General features: G+C 67.5%; 30 protein-coding genes. All 30 read left to right on the forward strand.

Annotation, left to right across the window (positions count from 1 at the left end; genetic code table 11):
• Nucleotides 1-3: 3 nt before the first annotated feature.
• The 30 genes from rplD (at nt 4) to B0B14_RS13975 (ending at nt 19,462) form a co-directional block, all read left to right on the forward strand.
• Nucleotides 4-666 carry a 50S ribosomal protein L4 gene (gene rplD / locus B0B14_RS13830; protein ID WP_076682923.1) on the forward strand — a complete coding sequence of 221 codons (663 nt, stop codon included), beginning with the start codon at nt 4-6 and terminating at the stop codon, nt 664-666.
• On the forward strand, nt 663-968 hold the full coding sequence (gene rplW / locus B0B14_RS13835; RefSeq protein ID WP_076682925.1) for a 50S ribosomal protein L23: 306 nt from the start codon (nt 663-665) through the stop codon (nt 966-968). The genes rplD and rplW overlap by 4 nt, the downstream gene beginning before the upstream one ends.
• 26 nt (nt 969-994) lie before the next feature.
• Nucleotides 995-1,834: a 50S ribosomal protein L2 gene (gene rplB, locus B0B14_RS13840; protein ID WP_076682927.1), complete on the forward strand. Its 840-nt coding sequence runs from the start codon at nt 995-997 to the stop codon at nt 1,832-1,834.
• Nucleotides 1,835-1,846: 12 nt separating this feature from the next.
• A complete protein-coding gene (gene rpsS / locus B0B14_RS13845) occupies nt 1,847-2,128 on the forward strand; it encodes a 30S ribosomal protein S19 (protein WP_045275479.1) in 282 nt (93 codons plus the stop codon).
• Nucleotides 2,129-2,153: 25 nt separating this feature from the next.
• A complete protein-coding gene (rplV, locus tag B0B14_RS13850; RefSeq protein ID WP_076682929.1) occupies nt 2,154-2,552 on the forward strand; it encodes a 50S ribosomal protein L22 in 399 nt (132 codons plus the stop codon).
• Nucleotides 2,552-3,313: a 30S ribosomal protein S3 gene (rpsC, locus tag B0B14_RS13855; protein WP_076682931.1), complete on the forward strand. Its 762-nt coding sequence runs from the start codon at nt 2,552-2,554 to the stop codon at nt 3,311-3,313. The genes rplV and rpsC overlap by 1 nt, the downstream gene beginning before the upstream one ends.
• The gene (gene rplP / locus B0B14_RS13860; RefSeq protein WP_076682933.1) at nt 3,313-3,732 is read left to right on the forward strand and encodes a 50S ribosomal protein L16; all 420 of its coding nucleotides are present in this window, start codon (nt 3,313-3,315) and stop codon (nt 3,730-3,732) included. Before rpsC ends, rplP begins: the two co-directional genes overlap by 1 nt.
• Complete coding sequence (gene rpmC, locus B0B14_RS13865; protein WP_076682935.1) at nt 3,732-4,046, forward strand: 50S ribosomal protein L29; 315 nt, start codon at nt 3,732-3,734, stop codon at nt 4,044-4,046. Before rplP ends, rpmC begins: the two co-directional genes overlap by 1 nt.
• Nucleotides 4,046-4,432 carry a 30S ribosomal protein S17 gene (gene rpsQ / locus B0B14_RS13870; RefSeq protein WP_256714396.1) on the forward strand — a complete coding sequence of 129 codons (387 nt, stop codon included), beginning with the start codon at nt 4,046-4,048 and terminating at the stop codon, nt 4,430-4,432. The genes rpmC and rpsQ overlap by 1 nt, the downstream gene beginning before the upstream one ends.
• 34 nt (nt 4,433-4,466) lie before the next feature.
• Nucleotides 4,467-4,835 carry a 50S ribosomal protein L14 gene (rplN, locus tag B0B14_RS13875; protein WP_013584005.1) on the forward strand — a complete coding sequence of 123 codons (369 nt, stop codon included), beginning with the start codon at nt 4,467-4,469 and terminating at the stop codon, nt 4,833-4,835.
• A 2-nt stretch (nt 4,836-4,837) separates the two neighbouring features.
• The gene (gene rplX, locus B0B14_RS13880; protein ID WP_076682937.1) at nt 4,838-5,197 is read left to right on the forward strand and encodes a 50S ribosomal protein L24; all 360 of its coding nucleotides are present in this window, start codon (nt 4,838-4,840) and stop codon (nt 5,195-5,197) included.
• Nucleotides 5,197-5,787, forward strand: coding sequence for a 50S ribosomal protein L5 (rplE, locus tag B0B14_RS13885; RefSeq protein WP_076682939.1), 591 nt, complete (start codon nt 5,197-5,199; stop codon nt 5,785-5,787). The genes rplX and rplE overlap by 1 nt, the downstream gene beginning before the upstream one ends.
• A gap of 91 nt (nt 5,788-5,878) precedes the next feature.
• Nucleotides 5,879-6,277 carry a 30S ribosomal protein S8 gene (rpsH, locus tag B0B14_RS13890; protein ID WP_076682941.1) on the forward strand — a complete coding sequence of 133 codons (399 nt, stop codon included), beginning with the start codon at nt 5,879-5,881 and terminating at the stop codon, nt 6,275-6,277.
• 6 nt (nt 6,278-6,283) lie between these two features.
• Nucleotides 6,284-6,820, forward strand: a complete 537-nt coding sequence (gene rplF / locus B0B14_RS13895) for a 50S ribosomal protein L6 (protein WP_076682943.1) — start codon at nt 6,284-6,286, stop codon at nt 6,818-6,820.
• A gap of 2 nt (nt 6,821-6,822) precedes the next feature.
• Nucleotides 6,823-7,182, forward strand: coding sequence for a 50S ribosomal protein L18 (rplR, locus tag B0B14_RS13900; protein WP_076682945.1), 360 nt, complete (start codon nt 6,823-6,825; stop codon nt 7,180-7,182).
• Nucleotides 7,179-7,892, forward strand: coding sequence for a 30S ribosomal protein S5 (gene rpsE / locus B0B14_RS13905; RefSeq protein ID WP_076682947.1), 714 nt, complete (start codon nt 7,179-7,181; stop codon nt 7,890-7,892). Before rplR ends, rpsE begins: the two co-directional genes overlap by 4 nt.
• A complete protein-coding gene (gene rpmD, locus B0B14_RS13910) occupies nt 7,892-8,077 on the forward strand; it encodes a 50S ribosomal protein L30 (protein ID WP_023954062.1) in 186 nt (61 codons plus the stop codon). Before rpsE ends, rpmD begins: the two co-directional genes overlap by 1 nt.
• The gene (gene rplO, locus B0B14_RS13915) at nt 8,077-8,688 is read left to right on the forward strand and encodes a 50S ribosomal protein L15 (protein ID WP_076682949.1); all 612 of its coding nucleotides are present in this window, start codon (nt 8,077-8,079) and stop codon (nt 8,686-8,688) included. Before rpmD ends, rplO begins: the two co-directional genes overlap by 1 nt.
• A 146-nt stretch (nt 8,689-8,834) precedes the next feature.
• On the forward strand, nt 8,835-10,160 hold the full coding sequence (gene secY, locus B0B14_RS13920) for a preprotein translocase subunit SecY (RefSeq protein ID WP_076682951.1): 1,326 nt from the start codon (nt 8,835-8,837) through the stop codon (nt 10,158-10,160).
• Complete coding sequence (locus B0B14_RS13925; RefSeq protein WP_076682953.1) at nt 10,157-10,783, forward strand: adenylate kinase; 627 nt, start codon at nt 10,157-10,159, stop codon at nt 10,781-10,783. The genes secY and B0B14_RS13925 overlap by 4 nt, the downstream gene beginning before the upstream one ends.
• A 1-nt stretch (nt 10,784) precedes the next feature.
• Nucleotides 10,785-11,618, forward strand: a complete 834-nt coding sequence (map, locus tag B0B14_RS13930; protein ID WP_076682955.1) for a type I methionyl aminopeptidase — start codon at nt 10,785-10,787, stop codon at nt 11,616-11,618.
• 20 nt (nt 11,619-11,638) lie between these two features.
• The gene (locus B0B14_RS13935) at nt 11,639-12,322 is read left to right on the forward strand and encodes a DsbA family protein (RefSeq protein WP_076682957.1); all 684 of its coding nucleotides are present in this window, start codon (nt 11,639-11,641) and stop codon (nt 12,320-12,322) included.
• A 152-nt stretch (nt 12,323-12,474) separates the two neighbouring features.
• Nucleotides 12,475-12,696, forward strand: coding sequence for a translation initiation factor IF-1 (gene infA / locus B0B14_RS13940; RefSeq protein WP_017201569.1), 222 nt, complete (start codon nt 12,475-12,477; stop codon nt 12,694-12,696).
• A gap of 66 nt (nt 12,697-12,762) precedes the next feature.
• Nucleotides 12,763-12,879: a 50S ribosomal protein L36 gene (rpmJ, locus tag B0B14_RS13945; RefSeq protein WP_005050492.1), complete on the forward strand. Its 117-nt coding sequence runs from the start codon at nt 12,763-12,765 to the stop codon at nt 12,877-12,879.
• Nucleotides 12,880-13,038: 159 nt separating this feature from the next.
• Nucleotides 13,039-13,413: a 30S ribosomal protein S13 gene (gene rpsM / locus B0B14_RS13950; RefSeq protein WP_076682959.1), complete on the forward strand. Its 375-nt coding sequence runs from the start codon at nt 13,039-13,041 to the stop codon at nt 13,411-13,413.
• A 38-nt stretch (nt 13,414-13,451) separates the two neighbouring features.
• Nucleotides 13,452-13,850, forward strand: a complete 399-nt coding sequence (rpsK, locus tag B0B14_RS13955) for a 30S ribosomal protein S11 (protein ID WP_076682961.1) — start codon at nt 13,452-13,454, stop codon at nt 13,848-13,850.
• Between the two features lie 160 nt (nt 13,851-14,010).
• Entirely contained in the window at nt 14,011-15,000 is a 990-nt protein-coding gene (locus tag B0B14_RS13960) for a DNA-directed RNA polymerase subunit alpha (RefSeq protein ID WP_076682963.1), read from the forward strand.
• A 40-nt stretch (nt 15,001-15,040) separates the two neighbouring features.
• The gene (gene rplQ, locus B0B14_RS13965; RefSeq protein WP_076682965.1) at nt 15,041-15,622 is read left to right on the forward strand and encodes a 50S ribosomal protein L17; all 582 of its coding nucleotides are present in this window, start codon (nt 15,041-15,043) and stop codon (nt 15,620-15,622) included.
• Nucleotides 15,623-15,853: 231 nt separating this feature from the next.
• Nucleotides 15,854-18,028 carry an adenylate/guanylate cyclase domain-containing protein gene (locus B0B14_RS13970; RefSeq protein ID WP_179085335.1) on the forward strand — a complete coding sequence of 725 codons (2,175 nt, stop codon included), beginning with the start codon at nt 15,854-15,856 and terminating at the stop codon, nt 18,026-18,028.
• Nucleotides 18,029-18,031: 3 nt separating this feature from the next.
• Entirely contained in the window at nt 18,032-19,462 is a 1,431-nt protein-coding gene (locus tag B0B14_RS13975) for a mechanosensitive ion channel domain-containing protein (RefSeq protein ID WP_076682967.1), read from the forward strand.
• Nucleotides 19,463-19,489 lie beyond the last annotated feature (27 nt).

The following is a 19,489-nucleotide window of genomic DNA, read 5'->3' on the forward strand; positions in this document are numbered from 1 at the left end:
CTCATGGCTGACTCGACTCTCGCGCTCGACGTCCGCAAGGCCGACGGCACGGCGGCTGGCTCGGTCCAGCTCCCGGCGTCGCTCTTCGACGTCAAGACGAACATCCCGCTGATCCACCAGGTCGTCGTCGCGCAGCTCGCGGCGGCCCGCCAGGGAACCCACTCGACCAAGCGTCGCGGTGAGGTCTCGGGCGCCGGCCGCAAGCCCTTCAAGCAGAAGGGCACGGGTAACGCCCGTCAGGGCTCGATCCGCGCGCCGCACATGACCGGCGGTGGCATCGTGCACGGCCCGAAGCCCCGCGACTACTCGCAGCGCACGCCCAAGAAGATGGTCGCCGCTGCTCTGCTCGGCGCGCTGAGCGACCGCGCACGCGGCTCGCGTCTGCACGTCATCGAGTCCTTCGCCATCGAGGGCGCGCCCTCGACGAAGGCCGCGAACACCGTGCTGACCGATCTCGGAGCGATCAAGAACGTCCTGGTCGTCATCGAGCGCGGTGACGACGTCACGACCAAGAGCGTGCGCAACCTCGCGTACGTGCACGTCCTGACGTTCGACCAGCTCAACGCCTACGACGTGCTCGTCTCGGACGACATCGTCTTCACCCAGGCCGCCTACGAAGCGTTCGTCGCATCGAAGGCCGGCGAAACTTCGGAGGTCTCGGCATGACCGCCCCCATCGTCAACAAGGACCCGCGCGACATCATCCTGAAGCCGGTCGTCTCCGAGAAGAGCTACGGGCTCATCGACGAGGGCAAGTACACGTTCCTCGTGGACCCCCGCGCGACCAAGACCGAGATCAAGCTCGCCATCGAGAAGATCTTCGGCGTAAAGGTCGCATCGGTCAACACGATCAACCGCGTCGGCAAGTCCCGCCGCACCCGCTTCGGCGCAGGCAAGCGCAAGGACACCAAGCGCGCCATCGTCTCGCTCAAGTCGGGCACGATCGACATCTTCACGGCAGTCGGCTGACGGTCGGAACAGAGGACTAGAGAACAATGGCAATTCGCAAGTACAAGCCCACGACCCCGGGTCGCCGCGGTTCGTCGGTGTCCGACTTCGCCGAGATCACCCGATCGACGCCCGAGAAGTCGCTCCTTCGCCCGCTGTCCAAGACCGGTGGCCGCAACAACCAGGGTCGCATCACCACGCGTCACATCGGCGGTGGCCACAAGCGTCAGTACCGCGTCATCGACTTCCGTCGCAATGACAAGGACGGCATCGACGCCAAGGTCGCCCACATCGAGTACGACCCCAACCGCACCGCGCGCATCGCGCTCCTGCACTACGCGGACGGCGAGAAGCGCTACATCATCGCGCCGAACAAGCTGTCGCAGGGCGATGTCGTGGAGTCGGGTGCATCGGCTGACATCAAGCCGGGCAACAACCTCCCGCTGAAGAACATCCCCACCGGTACCGTGATCCACGCGATCGAGCTCCGCCCCGGCGGCGGCGCGAAGCTGGCACGTTCGGCGGGCGTCTCGGTGCGACTCGTCGCCAAGGACGGCCCCTACGCCCAGCTGCGTCTCCCCTCGGGCGAGATCCGCAACGTGGACGCACGCTGCCGCGCGACGATCGGCGAGGTCGGCAACGCCGAGCAGTCGAACATCAACTGGGGCAAGGCCGGCCGCAACCGCTGGAAGGGCATCCGCCCGACCGTCCGCGGTGTCGCGATGAACCCGGTCGACCACCCGCACGGTGGTGGTGAGGGCAAGACCTCCGGTGGCCGTCACCCCGTCACCCCTTGGGGCCAGGCTGAGGGTCGCACCCGCCACGCCAACAAGGAGAGCGACAAGTACATCGTCCGCCGTCGCAACGCCGGCAAGAAGCGCAAGTAGGAGTAGAGGAAGATGCCTCGCAGCCTTAAGAAGGGCCCCTTCGTCGACGAGCACCTGCTTCGCAAGGTCGTCGTCCAGAACGAAGCCGGTACCAAGAACGTCATCAAGACCTGGTCACGTCGCTCGATGATCATCCCGGCCATGCTGGGACACACCATCGCGGTACACGACGGTCGCAAGCACATCCCCGTGTTCGTGAGCGAGACCATGGTCGGTCACAAACTGGGCGAATTCGCGCCCACCCGCACCTTCCGCGGCCACGTGAAGGACGACAAGAAGGGCCGCCGCCGCTGACGCGGGGGCGCAAGAGGAGAGAGAAATGGTGGAGTCCATCGCACGCGTGCGACACATCCGCGTGACCCCTCAGAAGGCTCGTCGTGTCGTCGCGCTCATCAAGGGGAAGCAGGCCGAAGAGGCCCTCGCGATCCTGAAGTTCGCGCCGCAGAGCGCCAGCGAGCCGATCTACAAGCTCGTCGCGTCGGCCATGGCCAACGCACGGGTGAAGGCCGACAAGGACGGCGAGTACCTCGACGAGCAGGACCTGTACGTGGCGAACGCCTATGTCGACGAGGGCACGACGCTCAAGCGTTTCCGCCCCCGCGCACAGGGCCGCGCGTTCCAGATCAAGAAGCGCACGAGCCACATCACGGTCGTGCTCTCGACGCCCGAGGTCGCTGACGCGGCACCGGCACCCAAGACCAAGAAGGCGAGCAAGTAATGGGACAGAAGGTAAACCCCTACGGCTTCCGCCTCGGCATCACCACGGACCACGTGTCGCGGTGGTTCTCGGATTCGACGAAGCCGGGCCAGCGCTACGCCGACTACGTCGCCGAGGACATCAAGATCCGGAAGCTGCTCCAGAAGCAGCTCGACCGTGCCGGTGTGAGCAACATCGAGATCGAGCGCACGCGTGACCGCGTCCGCGTCGACATCCACACCGCCCGTCCGGGCATCGTGATCGGCCGCCGCGGCGCCGAGGCCGAGCGCATCCGCGCCGACCTCGAGAAGCTCACCGGCAAGCAGATCCAGCTCAACATCCTCGAGGTCAAGAACCCCGAGGCCGACGCTCAGCTCGTCGCGCAGGGCATCGCCGAGCAGCTCTCTGCTCGTGTGGCGTTCCGTCGCGCGATGCGCAAGGGTCTGCAGGGCGCTCAGCGCGCCGGCGCCAAGGGCGTCCGCATCCAGGTCTCCGGCCGCCTCGGCGGCGCCGAGATGAGCCGTTCGGAGTTCTACCGCGAGGGTCGTGTGCCGCTGCACACGCTGCGCGCGAACATCGACTACGGCTTCTACGAGGCCAAGACCACCTTCGGCCGCATCGGCGTGAAGGTCTGGATCTACAAGGGCGACCTCACCAACAAGGAGCTCGCTCGCGAGCAGGCCAACGCACCGAAGGCACCCCGTGGTCGCGATGACCGTGGCGGCGACCGTCGTCGTGGCCCCCGCAACGATGCCCCCGTGGCAGAAGGAGCGTCGGCGTAATGCTCATCCCCCGCAAGGTCAAGCACCGTAAGCAGCACCACCCCGGCCGTTCCGGCCAGGCCACCGGTGGCACGAAGGTCTCGTTCGGCGAGTTCGGCATCCAGGCGCTCACGCCGGCGTATGTCACCAACCGCCAGATCGAGTCCGCTCGTATCGCGATGACCCGTCACATCAAGCGCGGTGGAAAGGTGTGGATCAACATCTACCCCGATCGCCCGCTGACCAAGAAGCCTGCCGAGACCCGCATGGGTTCCGGTAAGGGTTCGCCCGAGTGGTGGGTCGCCAACGTCAAGCCGGGTCGCGTCCTCTTCGAGGTCGCGGGTGTCGACGAGCAGCTCGCTCGTGAGGCACTGACCCGTGCAATCCACAAGCTGCCCCTGAAGGCACGCATCATCAAGCGCGAGGAGGGCGACGCATAATGGCGCTCGGCACCAAGACGCTCGCCCCGAGCGAGCTCGACACGTTCGAAGACCAGCGCCTCGTCGAGGAGCTGCGCAAGGCCAAGGAAGAGCTGTTCAACCTGCGCTTCCAGTCGGCCACCGGCCAGCTCGACAGCCACGGACGCATCCGCGCCGTGAAGCGCGACATCGCGCGGCTGTACACCGTGATCCGTGAGCGCGAGCTCGGCATCCGTGCCACGCCCGCTCCCGTTGAGGTCGCGACGAAGGCGAAGAAGACGAAGGCCAAGAAGGCGGATGCCGCTGACGAGGCCGTGAAGGAAGAGGCCGAGTGATGGCTGAGACCACTGAGAAGAAGCCTGCTGCGAAGAAGGCCCCGGCCAAGAAGGCCGCGGCGGTCGTCGAGACGGTCGAGCCCACCCAGGCCGCCGGCCACGAGTCGTCGGCGCACGATGTGCGCGACGCCGACGCGCGCGGCTACCGCAAGTCGCGTCGCGGCTACGTCGTCAGCGACAAGATGGACAAGACGATCGTCGTCGAGGTCGAGGACCGCGTGAAGCACCCCCTCTACGGCAAGGTCATCCGTCGCACGTCCAAGGTCAAGGCGCACGACGAGGGCAACACTGCCGGCATCGGCGACCTCGTCCTCATCAACGAGACCCGTCCGCTGAGCGCCACCAAGCGCTGGCGCCTGGTCGAGATCCTCGAGAAGGCCAAGTAAGGCCTCGGCCTTCTTGGAACCCAGGGAGTAACAAGTGATTCAGAACGAATCCCGCCTGAAGGTCGCCGACAACACCGGCGCGAAGGAGCTGCTCACCATCCGTGTGCTCGGTGGGTCGAACCGCCGCTACGCCGGTCTCGGTGACGTCATCGTCGCAACGGTCAAGGACGCGATCCCCGGCGGCAACGTCAAGAAGGGCGACGTGGTCAAGGCTGTCGTCGTCCGTGTCGTGAAGCAGACCCGCCGTCCCGACGGCTCTTACATCAAGTTCGACGAGAACGCCGCCGTGATCCTGAAGAACGACGGGGAGCCCCGCGGCACCCGCATCTTCGGACCCGTCGGTCGTGAGCTTCGTGACAAGAAGTTCATGAAGATCGTCTCGCTCGCCCCGGAGGTCATTTGATCATGGCGAAAATCAAGAAGGGTGACCTCGTTCAGGTCATCACGGGCGCGAAGCCCGAGCGTGGCGGAGACCGCGGCAAGCAGGGCAAGGTCCTCGAGGTCCTCGCCGAGCGCAACCGCGTCATCGTCGAAGGCGTGAACTACGTCACGAAGCACAACCGCGTCGGCCAGTCGCAGCGCGGCACCAAGACGGGCGGCATCGAGACGATGGAAGCCCCGATCCACATCTCCAACGTCGCACTCGTCGACCCCTCGACCAAGAAGCCGACCCGCGTCGGACACCGGGTCGAGGAGCAGACGAAGGACGGCGTGAAGCGCACGGTCCGCGTGCGCTACGCGAAGAAGTCAGGCAAGGACCTCTGATGAGCACCGACACTGCCGCGGTGGCTGGCAAGATCCAGCCCCGCCTGAAGCAGAAGTACAACGACGAGATCAAGAAGGCGATGCAGGAGGAGTTCTCCTACGGCAACGTCATGCAGATCCCGCGCCTGGTCAAGGTCGTCGTCAACACCGGCGTCGGCGAGGCCGCTCGCGACAGCAAGGTGATCGATGGTGCGGTCGACGACCTCACCAAGATCACGGGCCAGAAGCCCATCGTCACGAAGGCCCGCAAGTCGATCGCGCAGTTCAAGCTCCGTGAGGGCCAGCCCATCGGCGCGCACGTCACGCTGCGCGGCGACCGTGCCTGGGAGTTCGTCGATCGCCTCGTGAACCTCGCGCTGCCCCGCATCCGCGACTTCCGCGGCCTGTCGCCGAAGCAGTTCGACGGCAACGGCAACTACACGTTCGGTCTCCAGGAGCAGTCCGTGTTCCACGAGATCAACCAGGACAAGATCGACCGCGTCCGCGGATTCGACATCACCGTCGTCACCACGGCCAAGACGGATGCCGAAGGCCGCGCCCTGCTGCGCGCACTCGGCTTCCCGTTCCAGGCCGAGGCCGAGAAGTCCTGACCCACGACGTCCCCGGTTCCGCCGGGGTCATCATCGAAGGTCGTCTGCCCTGTAACGGCAGCCGAAACCTCATGAACGAAGGAACCAACACATGACAATGACAGACCCGGTCGCAGATATGCTGACCCGGCTGCGCAACGCGAACTCGGCGCACCACGACTCCGTGTCGATGCCGAGCTCCAAGCTCAAGACGCACATCGCCCAGATCCTCAAGCAGGAGGGCTACATCGCCGAGTGGGCCGTCTCCGACGCCCGCGTCGGGGAGACCCTCACGCTCACGCTGAAGTACGGCCCGAACCGCGAGCGGTCGATCGCCGGCATCAAGCGCGTGTCGAAGCCCGGCCTCCGCGTCTACTCGAAGTCGACCGAGATCCCCACCGTCCTCGGTGGCCTCGGCGTCGCGATCCTGTCCACCTCCTCCGGTCTTCTGACCGACCGGCAGGCCGAGCAGAAGGGCGTGGGCGGAGAAGTCCTCGCCTACGTGTGGTGATCTGACATGTCACGAATCGGACGTCTGCCGATCGACATCCCCGCCGGAGTGACCATCACGGTCGACGGCCAGGATGTCGTGGTCAAGGGACCCAAGGGCGAGCTCGCGCTCGCCGTCTCGCGCCCCATCGAGGTCACCCTCGAAGAGGCTCAGGTGCTCGTCACGCGCCCCGACGACGAGCGCGAATCGCGCTCGCTGCACGGCCTGACCCGCACGCTCATCAACAACAACATCATCGGTGTCACCCAGGGCTACACCAAGGGCCTCGAGGTCGTCGGTACGGGTTACCGCGTGGCGCAGAAGGGTGACTCGGTCGAGTTCGCCCTCGGCTTCTCGCACCCCGTGCTCGTCGAGCCGCCCGCAGGGATCACCTTCACGGTCGAGGGCAACAACAAGCTCACCGTGAGCGGCATCGACAAGCAGGCCGTCGGCGAGGCGGCCGCGAACATCCGCAAGATCCGCAAGCCCGAGCCCTACAAGGGCAAGGGTGTGCGGTACGCCGGCGAGGTCGTTCGTCGCAAGGCCGGAAAGAGTGGTAAGTAAGCATGGCCGTGAAGTCAAAGACTGACGCACGTTCGCGTCGTCACGCCCGTCTTCGCAAGAAGATCGTCGGCACCGCCGAGCGTCCGCGCCTCGTGGTGACGCGCTCCGCCCGCCACGTGTTCGTCCAGCTCGTCGACGACAGCCAGGGTCACACCGTGGCCTCGGCGTCGACGCTCGAGACGGACCTCCGCGGGTTCGACGGCGACAAGACCGCCAAGGCGCGCAAGGTCGGCGAGCTCGTCGCCGAGCGCGCGAAGGCCGCCGGTGTCTCGGATGCCGTGTTCGACCGTGGTGGCAACCGCTACGCGGGTCGTGTCGCGGCGATCGCCGACGGCGCCCGCGAGGGAGGTCTGAACCTGTGAGTGACAACAAGGAGAACGAAGTGACCGACGCGACGCAGGCTTCTGCGCCCGAGGCGGCGCAGGCAGCTGCGCCCGAGACGGCGCAGACCGAGCGCGAGCGCGAGCCCCGCCGCGGTGGGCGCGAGCGCAACCAGAACCAGCGTGACCGCGGTTCGCGCGATGCCGACAAGAGCCAGTTCCTGGAGCGCGTCGTCACGATCAATCGCGTCTCGAAGGTCGTCAAGGGCGGCCGTCGCTTCAGCTTCACGGCGCTCGTCGTCGTGGGCGACGGCAACGGCGTCGTCGGCGTCGGCTACGGCAAGGCGCGCGAGGTCCCCCTCGCCATCTCGAAGGGTGTCGAAGAGGCCAAGCGCAACTTCTTCCGCGTGCCCCGTGTCGGCTCGACGATCCCGCACCCCGTGCAGGGTGAGGCCGCTGCAGGCGTCGTCCTGCTTCGTCCCGCCGCCGGCGGTACCGGTGTCATCGCGGGTGGACCCGTCCGTGCGGTCCTCGAGTGCGCCGGCATCCACGATGTCCTGTCGAAGTCGCTCGGCTCGTCGAACACGATCAACATCGTGCACGCGACCGTCGCAGCGCTGAAGCAGCTCGAAGAGCCCCGCTCGGTCGCGGCTCGCCGTGGCCTGCCGTTCGACCAGGTGGCGCCCGCGCGTCTCGTGCGTGCGGAGGCCGACGCGGCCGAGGCCGCCCGTGCAGCGAAGGTTGGTGCCTGATGGCCGCGCGTCTCAAGGTGACCCAGGTCAAGTCCAAGGTGAGCGAGAAGCAGAACCAGCGTGACACGCTGCGTTCGCTCGGTCTGAAGCGGATCGGCGACTCGGTCGTCCGTCCGGATGACGCGCAGACGCGCGGCTACGTCAAGACCGTCGCGCACCTCGTGAAGGTTGAGGAGATCGACTGATGGCTGAGAAGGCCGAGAAGGCGACCGAAGAGGTCGTCGAGAAGAAGAGCACGACTGCCAAGAAGCCGGCTGCCAAGAAGACGGCTGCCGCCGACAAGGCTCCGGCCAAGACGGCTGCCGCCAAGGCTCCCGCCAAGAAGGCGGCGCCCAAGAAGGATGTCCCGGCAACGCGTCCGGGCGTCCTGAAGGTGCACCACCTGCGTCCCGTCCCCGGGTCCAACACCGCCAAGACCCGCGTGGGTCGCGGTGAGGGCTCGAAGGGCAAGACGGCCGGTCGTGGCACCAAGGGCCAGAAGGCCCGCTACCAGGTCAAGGCCGGCTTCGAGGGTGGGCAGATGCCGCTGCACATGCGCACCCCGAAGCTCCGTGGCTTCAAGAACCCGTTCCGTGTGGAGTACCAGGTCGTGAACCTGGACAAGCTCTCCGAGCTCTACCCCGCCGGCGGAGACGTCACCGTGGGCGACCTCGTCGCCAAGGGTGCCGTCCGCAAGAACGAGAAGGTCAAGGTGCTCGGCACCGGAGACATCGCGGTCAAGCTCACTGTGTCGGTCGACAAGGTCTCGGGTTCCGCCGAGCAGAAGATCGTCGCTGCGGGCGGTTCCGTCAAGTAGTCAACGCGGTGGGGTCGGAGGCATCTCCGGCCCCACTGTCGTTCCGGTCGCACACCACCGGCGCCGTCCGCGGCGGCGCGCTGGGTTACCCTGGTTGTCCGGGGACCACCGAGTGCACCGGAACCCCCCTTACTGGAGGCATCCACTTGTTCAGCGCCATCGGGCGGGTCTTCCGTACACCCGACCTCCGTCGGAAGATCGCATTCACTCTGGGCATCATCGTGCTCTACCGGCTCGGCGCGCACGTGCCGGCCCCGTTCGTCGACTTCCCGAACGTGCAGTCCTGTCTCGCCTCGAACTCCGGTACCGACGGCCTCCTGTCGCTGGTGAACCTGTTCTCGGGCGGCGCGCTGCTGCAGCTGTCGATCTTCGCGCTCGGCGTCATGCCGTACATCACCGCGACGATCATCGTCCAGCTGCTGCGCGTGGTCATCCCGCACTTCGAGACCCTCTACAAGGAGGGCCAGCAGGGGCAGTCCAAGCTCACGCAGTACACGCGCTACCTCACGATCGCCCTCGCGCTACTGCAGTCGACGACCCTCGTGACCGTCGCCCGCAGCGGCCAGCTCTTCGGGGTCACCGGCGTCCCCGAGTGCGAGCAGGTGCTGACGAACGACGTGTGGTGGGCCCAGCTGCTCATGATCATCACGATGACCGCCGGCACCGGCCTCATCATGTGGTTCGCCGAGCTCGTCACCGAGCGCGGCATCGGCAACGGCATGTCGCTGCTCATCTTCACCTCGATCGCGGCGGCCTTCCCCGCCTCGATGTGGGCCATCTGGCAGTCCAACGGCTTCGAGGTGTTCCTCCTCGTGCTGGCCGTCGGCATCGTCGTCGTCGCCCTCGTGGTGTTCGTGGAGCAGTCGCAGCGTCGCATCCCCGTCCAGTACGCCAAGCGCATGGTCGGTCGTCGCACCTACGGCGGAACGAACACCTACATCCCGATCAAGGTGAACATGGCCGGCGTCGTGCCCGTCATCTTCGCCTCGTCGCTGCTGTACATCCCGGCGCTCATCTCGCAGTTCAACCAGACTCCGGATGCCGACGGCAACGTTCCCGGATGGGTGGCGTGGATCCAGGCGTACCTGACGCAGGGCGACCACCCGCTGTACATGGCGCTGTACTTCCTGCTGATCGTCGGCTTCACCTACTTCTACGTCGCGATCACGTTCAACCCGGTCGAGGTCGCCGACAACATGAAGAAGTACGGCGGATTCATCCCCGGCATCCGTGCCGGTCGTCCGACCGCCGAATACCTCGACTACGTCCTGACGCGCATCACGCTGCCGGGCTCGATCTACCTGGGTCTCATCGCCCTGCTGCCGCTCATCGCGCTGGCCACCGTCGGTGCGAACCAGAACTTCCCGTTCGGCGGCGCCTCGATCCTCATCATCGTGGGCGTCGGTCTCGAGACGGTGAAGCAGATCGACGCGCAGCTGCAGCAGCGTCACTACGAAGGGCTCCTGCGATGACGAACACCGCGCACGCTCACGACGGCCGCTCGCCGCGTCTGCTCATCGTCGGCCCCCAGGGCTCGGGCAAGGGCACGCAGGCTGCGCGCATCGGCGAGATCTTCGGCATCCCCGCGATCTCCACGGGCGACGTCTTCCGCGAGCACATCAAGGGCGAGACCGACCTCGGCCTCCAGGTGAAGGCCGTCATCGAGAACGGCGACCTGGTGTCGGACGAGCTCACCTTCGAGGTGCTGCGCGACCGACTGAACCAGGGCGACACCGGACACGGGTTCCTCCTCGACGGCTTCCCGCGCAACCTCGCGCAGGTGAGTCTCCTCGACGGATTCCTCGTTCCCCGCGACGAGGCGATCGACGCGGTCATCGTCCTCGACGTCGCGCGCACGGTGAGCATCGACCGGCTGACGCGCCGCGCCTTCGAGCAGGGCCGCACGGACGACACCGAAGAGGTCATCGCCAACCGCCTGTCGATCTACGAGCGCGAGACCGAGCCGATCCTCGACGTGTACCGCGAACGCGGCATCGTCGACCTGATCGACGGCGTGGGATCGCTCGACGCCGTGACAGACCGGATCGTCGCTGCTCTCGAGGCGCGCGGGATCGCCCGCGTCGCCGCCGCCTGACGTGGGGCTCCGTCGCTCGATCTACAAGTCGCCCGCCCAGCTGCGGGCGATGGTGGAACCCGGGCTCATCACCGCGGCGGCGCTGGAGGCCGTCCGCGCACTGGTGGCTCCCGGGGTGACGACGATCGAGCTGGATGCCGCGGCATCCGCCGTCATCCGCTCACGCGGCGCCGTCTCGAACTTCCAGATGGTGCGCGGTTACCGCCACACCGTCTGCGTCTCGGTCAACGAGCAGGTCGTCCACGGCATCCCGGGGGAGCGCGTGCTCGAGCCCGGTGACATCGTCTCGATCGACGCGGGGGCCGAGTTCAAGGGCTGGAACGGCGACTCCGCTATCACGATCGTCGTGCCCGACGACTCCCGCCCCGATGTCGTGGCCGAGCGCGAGGAGCTCTCCCGCGTCACCGAGGGGTCGCTCTGGGCGGGCATCGCCGCGCTCGCGACCGCGAAGCACCTCGGCGAGGTCGGCGCCGCGATCCAGTCGCACATCGATTCCGCTGGTCACGGGTACGGCATCCTGCGCGACTACGTCGGTCACGGCATCGGTCGCAAGATGCACGAGTCGCCGTCCGTCTTCAACTACCGCGTGGCGGACCTCGGTCCCGAGGTGCGTCCGGGTCTCGCTCTGGCGATCGAGCCGATGGTCGTCATCGGCGACCAGGAGACGTTCGTCGAGGACGACGACTGGACCGTGTCCACCGTCGACGGCACAGCGGGTTCACATTGGGAGCACAGCGTCGCTGTGCATGATGACGGCATCTGGGTGCTCACCGCACCCGACGGCGGTGCCGCCGGCCTCGCGCCGTTCGGCGTCACGCCGCGCGCGATCGCCTGAGAGCAGACAAGGAAAAGCACATGGCAGCCGCACAGCGGAAGACCAACTGGTTCGCGATCTGGGTGAGCGTCGGCGTCGTCGTCGTGCTCGTCCTGGTGGGTGCGCTCGTGGTCTGGATGAACACGGCGGCGAAGGACCCCGGCACCCTTCCCGAGAGCGGCGGCATCGACACCACGACCGGCGCGATCGCGGTCGGCGAGGGCGCGAACGAACTCGCCACCTACATCGACTTCATGTGCCCCATCTGCGGCGACTTCGAGGCCAGCTACGGCGAGGAGATGCTCGGGCTGGTCGAGGACGGAACGATCACCCTCAACATCCACCCGATCTCGATCCTGGACCGCTACTCGCAGGGCACCCAGTACTCCACGCGTGCCGCGAACGCCATGTACTGCGTCGCGGACTCCGACCCGACGGCGACGGTCGCCTTCATGCAGACGCTGTTCGAGAACCAGCCCGCGGAGCAGAGCGAAGGTCTCTCGGATCAGGAGCTCATCGACTTCGCGAAGGGCGTGACCGATGCGGATGTCGCGTCCTGCATCACCGACGGCACGTACAAGGACTTCGTCGCCGCGATGACCGAGAAGACCCCGATCCAGCCGGGAGCGAGCGGAATCGGCACGCCGACGATCGCGGTCAACGGCGAGGTCATCTCGAACTCGACGATCCCCTCACCCGGAAGCCTCGCCACCCTGTTCGAGTGACGCGCGAGCGGATGCGTGCGGTGCTGGTTTGCCGAGGCATCCGATATCACGTATGCTTGATCTTTGGTGCCTAGCGCCCTCGTCGGCGTGTCGAGGCACCGAAACCCCCATCCAACGCAGACCGACCGGTCTGCACGAGTGTTAGCGAGCGTATGGCGAAGAAAGACGGAGTCATCGAGATCGAGGGTGTGATCTCCGAGGCGCTGCCGAACGCGATGTTCCGCGTGGAGCTGAGCAACGGGCACAAGGTCCTCGCGACGATCTCCGGCAAGATGCGGCAGAACTACATCCGCATCATCCCCGAGGACCGCGTCGTCGTGGAGCTCAGCCCCTACGACCTCACGCGCGGACGCATCGTCTACCGCTACCGCTAGACCGGTCGAGAAGTAACGCCCCGAGCGCGCGAGCGCCCGCCGGCGAAGACAGCGAAACAGGAAATCATGAAGGTCAACCCCTCCGTCAAGCCCATCTGCGACCACTGCAAGGTCATCCGCCGCCACGGCCGCGTGATGGTCATCTGCAAGTCCAACCCGCGCCACAAGCAGCGCCAGGGTTGAGGGGGCGCCGCGTCCGCGCGGCCCGCAGGTCTCATAACTGAACACACACGGCAGGGTCAGATCCCGCGACGGCACTCAGGCGCCGGCGAGGAGGACACCTCGGGCGGAGGCCCGGGCACCGATCCTGCTCCATACCTCCACTACTCCTAGGAGAACCGCATGGCACGTCTTGCCGGCGTTGACATCCCGCGCGACAAGCGCGTGGTGATCGCCCTGACCTACATCTACGGCGTCGGCCGTACCCGCTCGGACGAGATCCTCGCCGCGACGGGGATCGACGAGAACATCCGCGTCAAGGACCTCACCGACGACCAGCTCGTCGCGCTCCGCGACCACATCGAAGGCACCTACAAGGTGGAGGGTGACCTTCGCCGCGAGGTCGCCGCAGACATCCGCCGCAAGGTCGAGATCGGCTCCTACGAGGGCATCCGCCACCGTCGTGGACTCCCGGTGCGCGGCCAGCGCACGAAGACGAACGCGCGTACCCGCAAGGGTCCGAAGCGCACCGTCGCCGGCAAGAAGAAGGCGCGCTAGGCCTCCGCCGGCGCCCCAGGATTTAGGGAGAACGCAACATGGCACAGGCCAAGACCGCCGCGCGCAAGCCGCGCCGCAAGGAGAAGAAGAACATCGCGCTGGGCCACGCCCACATCAAGTCGACGTTCAACAACACGATCGTCTCGATCACCGACCCCTCGGGCGCGGTCATCAGCTGGGCATCGTCCGGCGGCGTGGGCTTCAAGGGCTCGCGCAAGTCGACGCCCTACGCCGCAGGCATGGCAGCGGAGTCCGCTGCCCGCCAGGCGCAGGAGCACGGCGTCAAGAAGGTCGACGTCTTCGTGAAGGGCCCGGGTTCGGGTCGTGAGACCGCGATCCGCTCGCTCCAGGCCGCAGGCCTCGAGGTCGGCTCGATCCAGGACGTGACGCCGCAGGCCCACAACGGCTGCCGTCCGCCCAAGCGCCGCCGCGTCTGATCCACTCCGGCACTCCGGCAGGCTCAGTGACCGGTTCCTGAGCCTGCCGGAGGGCCGCACGCTTCCGGATGGCTCGCCGAGGCATCCGATCGAGAAAAACTCAACACCTCACTACACCGCACGTGTCATATAGCGGGCACGTGATCGAAAGGAACACATAGTGCTCATCGCACAGCGTCCCACCCTGACCGAGGAAAAGGTCGGGGAGTTCCGCAGCCGCTTCATCATCGAGCCGCTCGAGCCCGGCTTCGGCTACACGATCGGCAACGCGCTGCGTCGCAGCCTCCTGTCGTCGATCCCCGGCGCCGCAGTGACGTCCATCCGCATCGACGGCGTCCTCCACGAGTTCAGCACGATCCCCGGTGTGAAGGAGGATGTCACCGAGATCATCCTGAACATCAAGCAGCTGGTCGTCTCCTCCGAGCGCGACGAGCCCATCACGGCCTACCTGCGCAAGACGGGTGCCGGTGAGGTCACGGCCGCCGACATCTCCGCCCCCGCCGGCGTCGAGGTGCACAACCCGGAGCTCGTCATCGCGACGCTCAACGACACCGCCAAGTTCGAGCTCGAGCTCACGATCGAGCGCGGCCGCGGCTACGTCTCGGCGACGCAGAACCGCAACGAGTACGCCGAGGCCGGTCAGATCCCGATCGACTCGATCTACTCGCCCGTCCTCAAGGTCAGCTACCGCGTCGAGGCCACCCGTGCCGGTGAGCGCACCGACTTCGACAAGCTCGTGCTCGATGTCGAGGCCAAGTCCTCGATCTCGCCGCGCGACGCCGTCGCGTCGGCCGGTCGCACCCTGACGGAGCTCTTCGGCCTCGCCCGCGAGCTCAACGTCGAGGCCGAGGGCATCGAGATCGGCCCCGCGCCGGTCGAGACCGTGCTCTCGAACGAGCTGTCGATGCCGATCGAGGACCTCGATCTGTCGGTCCGCTCGTACAACTGCCTCAAGCGCGAGGGCATCAACACCGTCTCGGAGCTCGTCGCCCTTTCGGAGACGCAGCTCATGAACATCCGCAACTTCGGTCAGAAGTCGGTCGACGAGGTGCGCGACAAGCTCACGTCGCTCGGTCTGTCGCTGAAGGACTCGGTCCCCGGGTTCGACGGCGCTCACTTCTACGGCGGATACGACGACGAGACCGTCTGATCCCCGCCGGACCCGACTTTTCACACTGGAGTAATTGAGAATGCCTAAGCCCACCAAGGGTCCCCGCCTCGGAGGCGGTCCCGCCCACGAGCGCCTGCTGCTTGCGAACCTCGCCGCTGCGCTCTTCACGCACAAGTCGATCCAGACGACCGAGACGAAGGCCAAGCGCGTTCGTCCCCTCGCCGAGCGACTCATCACGTTCGCCAAGCGCGGCGACCTGCACGCGCGTCGCCGGGTGCTGTCGGTCATCGGTGACAAGGAAGTCGTGCACGTCCTCTTCACCGAGATCGCGCCGCTCGTCGCCGAGCGCGAGGGCGGCTACACCCGCATCACCAAGATCGGCAACCGCAAGGGCGACAACGCCCCCATGGCCGTGATCGAGCTCGTCCTCGAGCCCGTCACCCCGAAGCCCAAGGCCAAGAAGGCAGCTCCGGCCGCCGCTGCGCCCGCGGCTGAGGATGTCGCCGAGGACGAGGCCACTGAGGCCGTCGCCGAGGCCGACGAGACGCAGGACGGGGCCGACGAGGTCGCCGCTGCCGACGCCGGTGCGGAGTCGCCCGAAGAGGGTGCCGCTGCAGAGGCCGCGGCCGAGGACGCCGTCGAAGGCGCCGACAAGGCCTGATGACCTGCCGGGGCCTCACCGCCCCGTGCACGGCGAGACCCGCGTGCCCCGTTTCGGGCACGCGGGTCTCGTGCATTCCGGGGTCGGATGCCCCGCACGTCCTGTGCGGCGCCTGCCTCTGTACGCGCCCATGCCCACGGCGATATCCTGGCCCGGCCCCCGGATCTCCGGGGCCTCCGGGGTTCCTCGCCGCGACGACGGCTGTCGCGACAGAGAGTGGGGATCAGCGCCATGTCCGAGCCGAGCGCGACCGCGTCACCGCCCTCCTGGGTGGGCACGCCGCGGCCGCGCGGGCGCGCCGGGCTCTCGATCTACTCGATCCTGCTCATCATGCTGCTGTCGGTGAGCGTGCTCTCCAGCATCGTCGTCGGAATCATCGGCTATCTCAACGGCACCCAGGCGCTGCGGGGCATCGCGTACGAGAAGCTCGTCGAGATCCGCGAGAACCGCAGCCGCGAAGTGGCGCAGCTGTTCGCCACCATCGAGAATGCGGTGCGGCTCGGCGCCATGAACGAGACCAGCCGCCAGGCCGCGGTCGCGTTCACCGACGCGTTCGCCGCCCTCCGCGACGAGCCCGAGGACGCCGAGGCGTCCGCCGCCCTGGAGGCCTACTACCGCGACGTGTTCGCCGTGCAGTTGTCGGAGGCGACGGGGGAGCCCGTCGACGGCAAGACCTTCGTGCCCCGCGACGCCGCCGCACGCTACCTCCAGGCCAATTACGTGATCCCCTACGCGTCGTGGGAGGACGCCATCCGTGCCGACGACGCGGGGGACGGCAGCGCGTGGTCGGCCGCGCATGCGAAGTACCACGAGTACTTCCGGGCCATGACCGAGCTCCAGGACTTCGAAGACGTCCTCATGATCGACACCGCCGGCGACGTCGTCTACACGGCGTTCAAGGGGATCGACCTCGGCACCAATCTCCTCGACGGCCCGTACCGGCTGTCGAATCTCGCCGACGCGTATCGCGAGGCGATGAGCCGGAACATCGTGGGCGACGTGGTGATAGCCGACTTCAAGGGGTACAGCCCGAGCCTCGGCACCCCCGCGGGCTGGGCGGTGACCCCCATCGAGTCCGACGGAGCGGTGATCGGCGCTCTCGCGATCGAGCTCCCGATCGACCGCATCAACGACGTCATGACGGTGGGCGGATCCTGGGAGCTCAACGGACTCGGCGCGACCGGTGAGACCTACCTCGTCGGCCCGGACGAGACGATGCGCTCCATCTCGCGGGTGCTCCTGGACGATCCCGCCTCGTACGAGACGGCGGCGGTCGCGGCGGGCCTCTCGCCCCCGGCGGCGGCTCTCAGCGTGGCCAACGGGAACACCCTCCTCCAGCAGACCGTCGCGGGGGACCCCGTCGTCCGCGCGTTCGCGGGCGAGAGCGGCACCATGATCGCCCGCGACTATCTGGGCCGCGAGACGCTGATGGCCTACGGGCCGCTGGGCATCGACGGACTGGACTGGACCATCATCGCGCAGGAGACCACGGCGGAGGCGCTGGTCCCCGTGGAGGACTTCACGCGCAACCTCATCCTCTCCACGGCGGGCATGATCATCTTCGTCTGCCTGCTCTCCCTCGTGCTGGCGCAAGTGTTCGTGCGGCCCCTGCGGCGGCTCAAGACCGCGGCCCGGCGGATCGCGGCGGGCGAGGAGGGCGTGCAGGTCGATGCCGGCGCGAGCGACGAGCTCGCCGATGTGGCGACGGCGTTCAACGACATGTCGCGCAGCCTCGAGGTGAAGTCGCACCTCATCGAGGATCACGAGCGAGCGAGTGAGCAGCTCATCCTGTCGTTCATGCCGGAGGGGATGGCCGATCGCTATCGGCACGGCGACGAGGCGATCACGCAGGCGGGCGACGACGTGACGGTGATCTTCGCCGACATCGTGGGCTTCGAGGAGCTCGCGGCGACGCTGTCGTCGGAGGAGGCGCTCGCGAAGCTGAACGACCTCATCCGCACCTTCGACGACGCCGCCGAGCGCCACGGCGTCGAACGGGTGCGGACGACCCGGCAGAGCTACCTCGCCAGCTGCGGCCTCGGCACGCCGCGCGTGGACAACGCCCGTCGTGCGGTCGAGTTCGCGATGGAGCTCGACACGATCCTCGAGCGGTACTCCACGCAGCAGGGTGTGACGCTCGGACTGCGCGCGGGGCTGGATGCGGGCCAGGTGACGAGCGGACTCATCGGCCGGGCGCGCGTCGTGTACGACATGTGGGGGGATGCCGTGAACCTGGCGTTCCGGGTGCAGGGCGACTCCTCCGATCCGGGCATCTACGTGACGCAGCGCGTGGCCGACCGCATCCCCGACACGATCCGGATCACGCCGGCCGGGGAGGTCGCGACGCAGAGCGGCACGCAGCGCGTGTGGCGCATCGAGACCCCCGTGCCCGTCGCCGAGGGTTGAGCGATGGCCGACATCGTCTCCCAGCCATGGTTCTGGCCGGCCGTCATCGTCTCGGTCGGGCTCCCGTTCGCCCTCATCGGGCTCACCGAGCTCGGCAACTCGCTCGTGCGCCGGGGGAGTCGTGCCGCGCCGATCGTACAGATGGTGCGGAACTACCTCGTGCCCGTCGCGGCCGTCCTCGTGCTCATCAGCCAGCCCGGGGCCTGGGAGGGCGAAGGCACGTGGCCGCGGGTGATCTGGACGGTGTTCGGGCTCCTCGTCATCGTCGTCACGATCAACGCGATCAATCACCTGGTCTTCCACCGAGCCGAGAAGGGCTCGTGGCGCGACCGCTTTCCGACGATCTTCAGCGACCTCATCCGCTTCGTCTTCATCATCGTCGGCATCGCGATGCTGCTCGCGTGGGTGTGGGGCGCGGACGTCGCGGGCATCTTCGCCGCTCTCGGCGTCACCTCCATCGTCGTCGGCCTCGCACTCCAGAACGCCGTCGGGTCGATCGTGTCGGGGCTGTTCCTCATCTTCGAGGCCCCGTTCGAGCTCGGCGACTGGATCGAGACCGGCGGTGTGCGCGGGCAGATCGTCGAGGTCAACTGGCGCGCCGTGCACCTCGACACCGGCAACGGGATCGTCGTCATGCCCACCTCGGCGCTGGCCGACAGCTCCTTCACGAACCTCACCCGCACCCCCGAGCCGTTCGCCGCGGAGGCCGACTTCGCGTTCGCGAGCGACGACGCGCCGCTCGCCGTGCGCGCGCTGCTGGCCGACGTAGCCCGCGACATCCCCTTCGTCTCAGTCGACCGCGACCCGTCGGTCACGAGCGTCGGCGGGTCGGTCTTCCGGATCAGGATCCCGCTGCAGTCCCCGGGCGATCGAGGTGCCGTCATCGACGCCTTCACGACGAGGGTCTGGTACGCCGCGCGCCGCGCCGGTCTCCACCTCGACGGCGACACGACGGATGACTGGAACACCGCGAGTCGGATGCAGGACGCCCTGCGCCAGATCGCCCCGGCACTGAGCCTGCGCCCCGAGGAGGCGGAAGCGCTCGCGGTGTCGGCCAGGCTCGAGCGCTACTGCGCCGGCGAAGTGATCCTGCGCCCCGGAACGGTGCCCACCTGCACCCGGTTCATCCTCGCGGGCCGCGTGCTCCTGGGCATCCCGACCGATTCGGGGTTCGTGCAGGTCGCCGAGCTCGCGCGCGACGATGCGGTGGGCCTCACGGCGCTGACGCGCTCCTCGACGATCTCACGCGCGACCGCGCTCACCGAGCTCGAGGTCGTCTCCCTGCCCGTGCGCGTGCTCGACGACATCGTCCGCGAGCATCCGGTGCTGGCCCGCGAGATCGTGCGGGAGAGCGAGAATCGCGTGCGTCTGGCCCGGACGGCCCTCGCGGCGGTCGGCGAGACGCTGTCGCCCGGTCGACGCGTCTTCGGCTGAGGCGGAGGCCGGGCCGCGCATAGGCTG

The organism is Microbacterium sp. RU33B, from assembly GCF_900155915.1.
In the GTDB taxonomy this organism is placed as follows: Bacteria; Actinomycetota; Actinomycetes; order Actinomycetales; family Microbacteriaceae; genus Microbacterium.

Excerpts from the sequence above, each read along its gene's own strand:
- rpmC (WP_076682935.1), top strand. The coding sequence starts at position 3,732 with ATGGCGCTCGGCACCAAGACGCTCGCCCCGAGCGAGCTCGACACGTTC.
- rplP (WP_076682933.1), top strand. The coding sequence starts at position 3,313 with ATGCTCATCCCCCGCAAGGTCAAGCACCGTAAGCAGCACCACCCCGGC.
- rplV (WP_076682929.1), top strand. The coding sequence starts at position 2,154 with ATGGTGGAGTCCATCGCACGCGTGCGACACATCCGCGTGACCCCTCAG.
- rplB (WP_076682927.1), top strand. The coding sequence starts at position 995 with ATGGCAATTCGCAAGTACAAGCCCACGACCCCGGGTCGCCGCGGTTCG.
- rpsK (WP_076682961.1), top strand. The coding sequence starts at position 13,452 with ATGGCACAGGCCAAGACCGCCGCGCGCAAGCCGCGCCGCAAGGAGAAG.
- rpmJ (WP_005050492.1), top strand. The coding sequence starts at position 12,763 with ATGAAGGTCAACCCCTCCGTCAAGCCCATCTGCGACCACTGCAAGGTC.
- B0B14_RS13925 (WP_076682953.1), top strand. The coding sequence starts at position 10,157 with ATGACGAACACCGCGCACGCTCACGACGGCCGCTCGCCGCGTCTGCTC.
- rpsM (WP_076682959.1), top strand. The coding sequence starts at position 13,039 with ATGGCACGTCTTGCCGGCGTTGACATCCCGCGCGACAAGCGCGTGGTG.
- rpsH (WP_076682941.1), top strand. The coding sequence starts at position 5,879 with ATGACAATGACAGACCCGGTCGCAGATATGCTGACCCGGCTGCGCAAC.
- rpsC (WP_076682931.1), top strand. The coding sequence starts at position 2,552 with ATGGGACAGAAGGTAAACCCCTACGGCTTCCGCCTCGGCATCACCACG.
- B0B14_RS13975 (WP_076682967.1), top strand. The coding sequence starts at position 18,032 with ATGGCCGACATCGTCTCCCAGCCATGGTTCTGGCCGGCCGTCATCGTC.
- B0B14_RS13970 (WP_179085335.1), top strand. The coding sequence starts at position 15,854 with ATGTCCGAGCCGAGCGCGACCGCGTCACCGCCCTCCTGGGTGGGCACG.
- infA (WP_017201569.1), top strand. The coding sequence starts at position 12,475 with ATGGCGAAGAAAGACGGAGTCATCGAGATCGAGGGTGTGATCTCCGAG.
- rpsQ (WP_256714396.1), top strand. The coding sequence starts at position 4,046 with ATGGCTGAGACCACTGAGAAGAAGCCTGCTGCGAAGAAGGCCCCGGCC.
- rplF (WP_076682943.1), top strand. The coding sequence starts at position 6,284 with ATGTCACGAATCGGACGTCTGCCGATCGACATCCCCGCCGGAGTGACC.
- rplO (WP_076682949.1), top strand. The coding sequence starts at position 8,077 with ATGGCTGAGAAGGCCGAGAAGGCGACCGAAGAGGTCGTCGAGAAGAAG.
- rplE (WP_076682939.1), top strand. The coding sequence starts at position 5,197 with ATGAGCACCGACACTGCCGCGGTGGCTGGCAAGATCCAGCCCCGCCTG.
- B0B14_RS13935 (WP_076682957.1), top strand. The coding sequence starts at position 11,639 with ATGGCAGCCGCACAGCGGAAGACCAACTGGTTCGCGATCTGGGTGAGC.
- rplD (WP_076682923.1), top strand. The coding sequence starts at position 4 with ATGGCTGACTCGACTCTCGCGCTCGACGTCCGCAAGGCCGACGGCACG.
- rplR (WP_076682945.1), top strand. The coding sequence starts at position 6,823 with ATGGCCGTGAAGTCAAAGACTGACGCACGTTCGCGTCGTCACGCCCGT.
- rpmD (WP_023954062.1), top strand. The coding sequence starts at position 7,892 with ATGGCCGCGCGTCTCAAGGTGACCCAGGTCAAGTCCAAGGTGAGCGAG.
- rplQ (WP_076682965.1), top strand. The coding sequence starts at position 15,041 with ATGCCTAAGCCCACCAAGGGTCCCCGCCTCGGAGGCGGTCCCGCCCAC.
- rplX (WP_076682937.1), top strand. The coding sequence starts at position 4,838 with ATGGCGAAAATCAAGAAGGGTGACCTCGTTCAGGTCATCACGGGCGCG.
- rplW (WP_076682925.1), top strand. The coding sequence starts at position 663 with ATGACCGCCCCCATCGTCAACAAGGACCCGCGCGACATCATCCTGAAG.
- rpsS (WP_045275479.1), top strand. The coding sequence starts at position 1,847 with ATGCCTCGCAGCCTTAAGAAGGGCCCCTTCGTCGACGAGCACCTGCTT.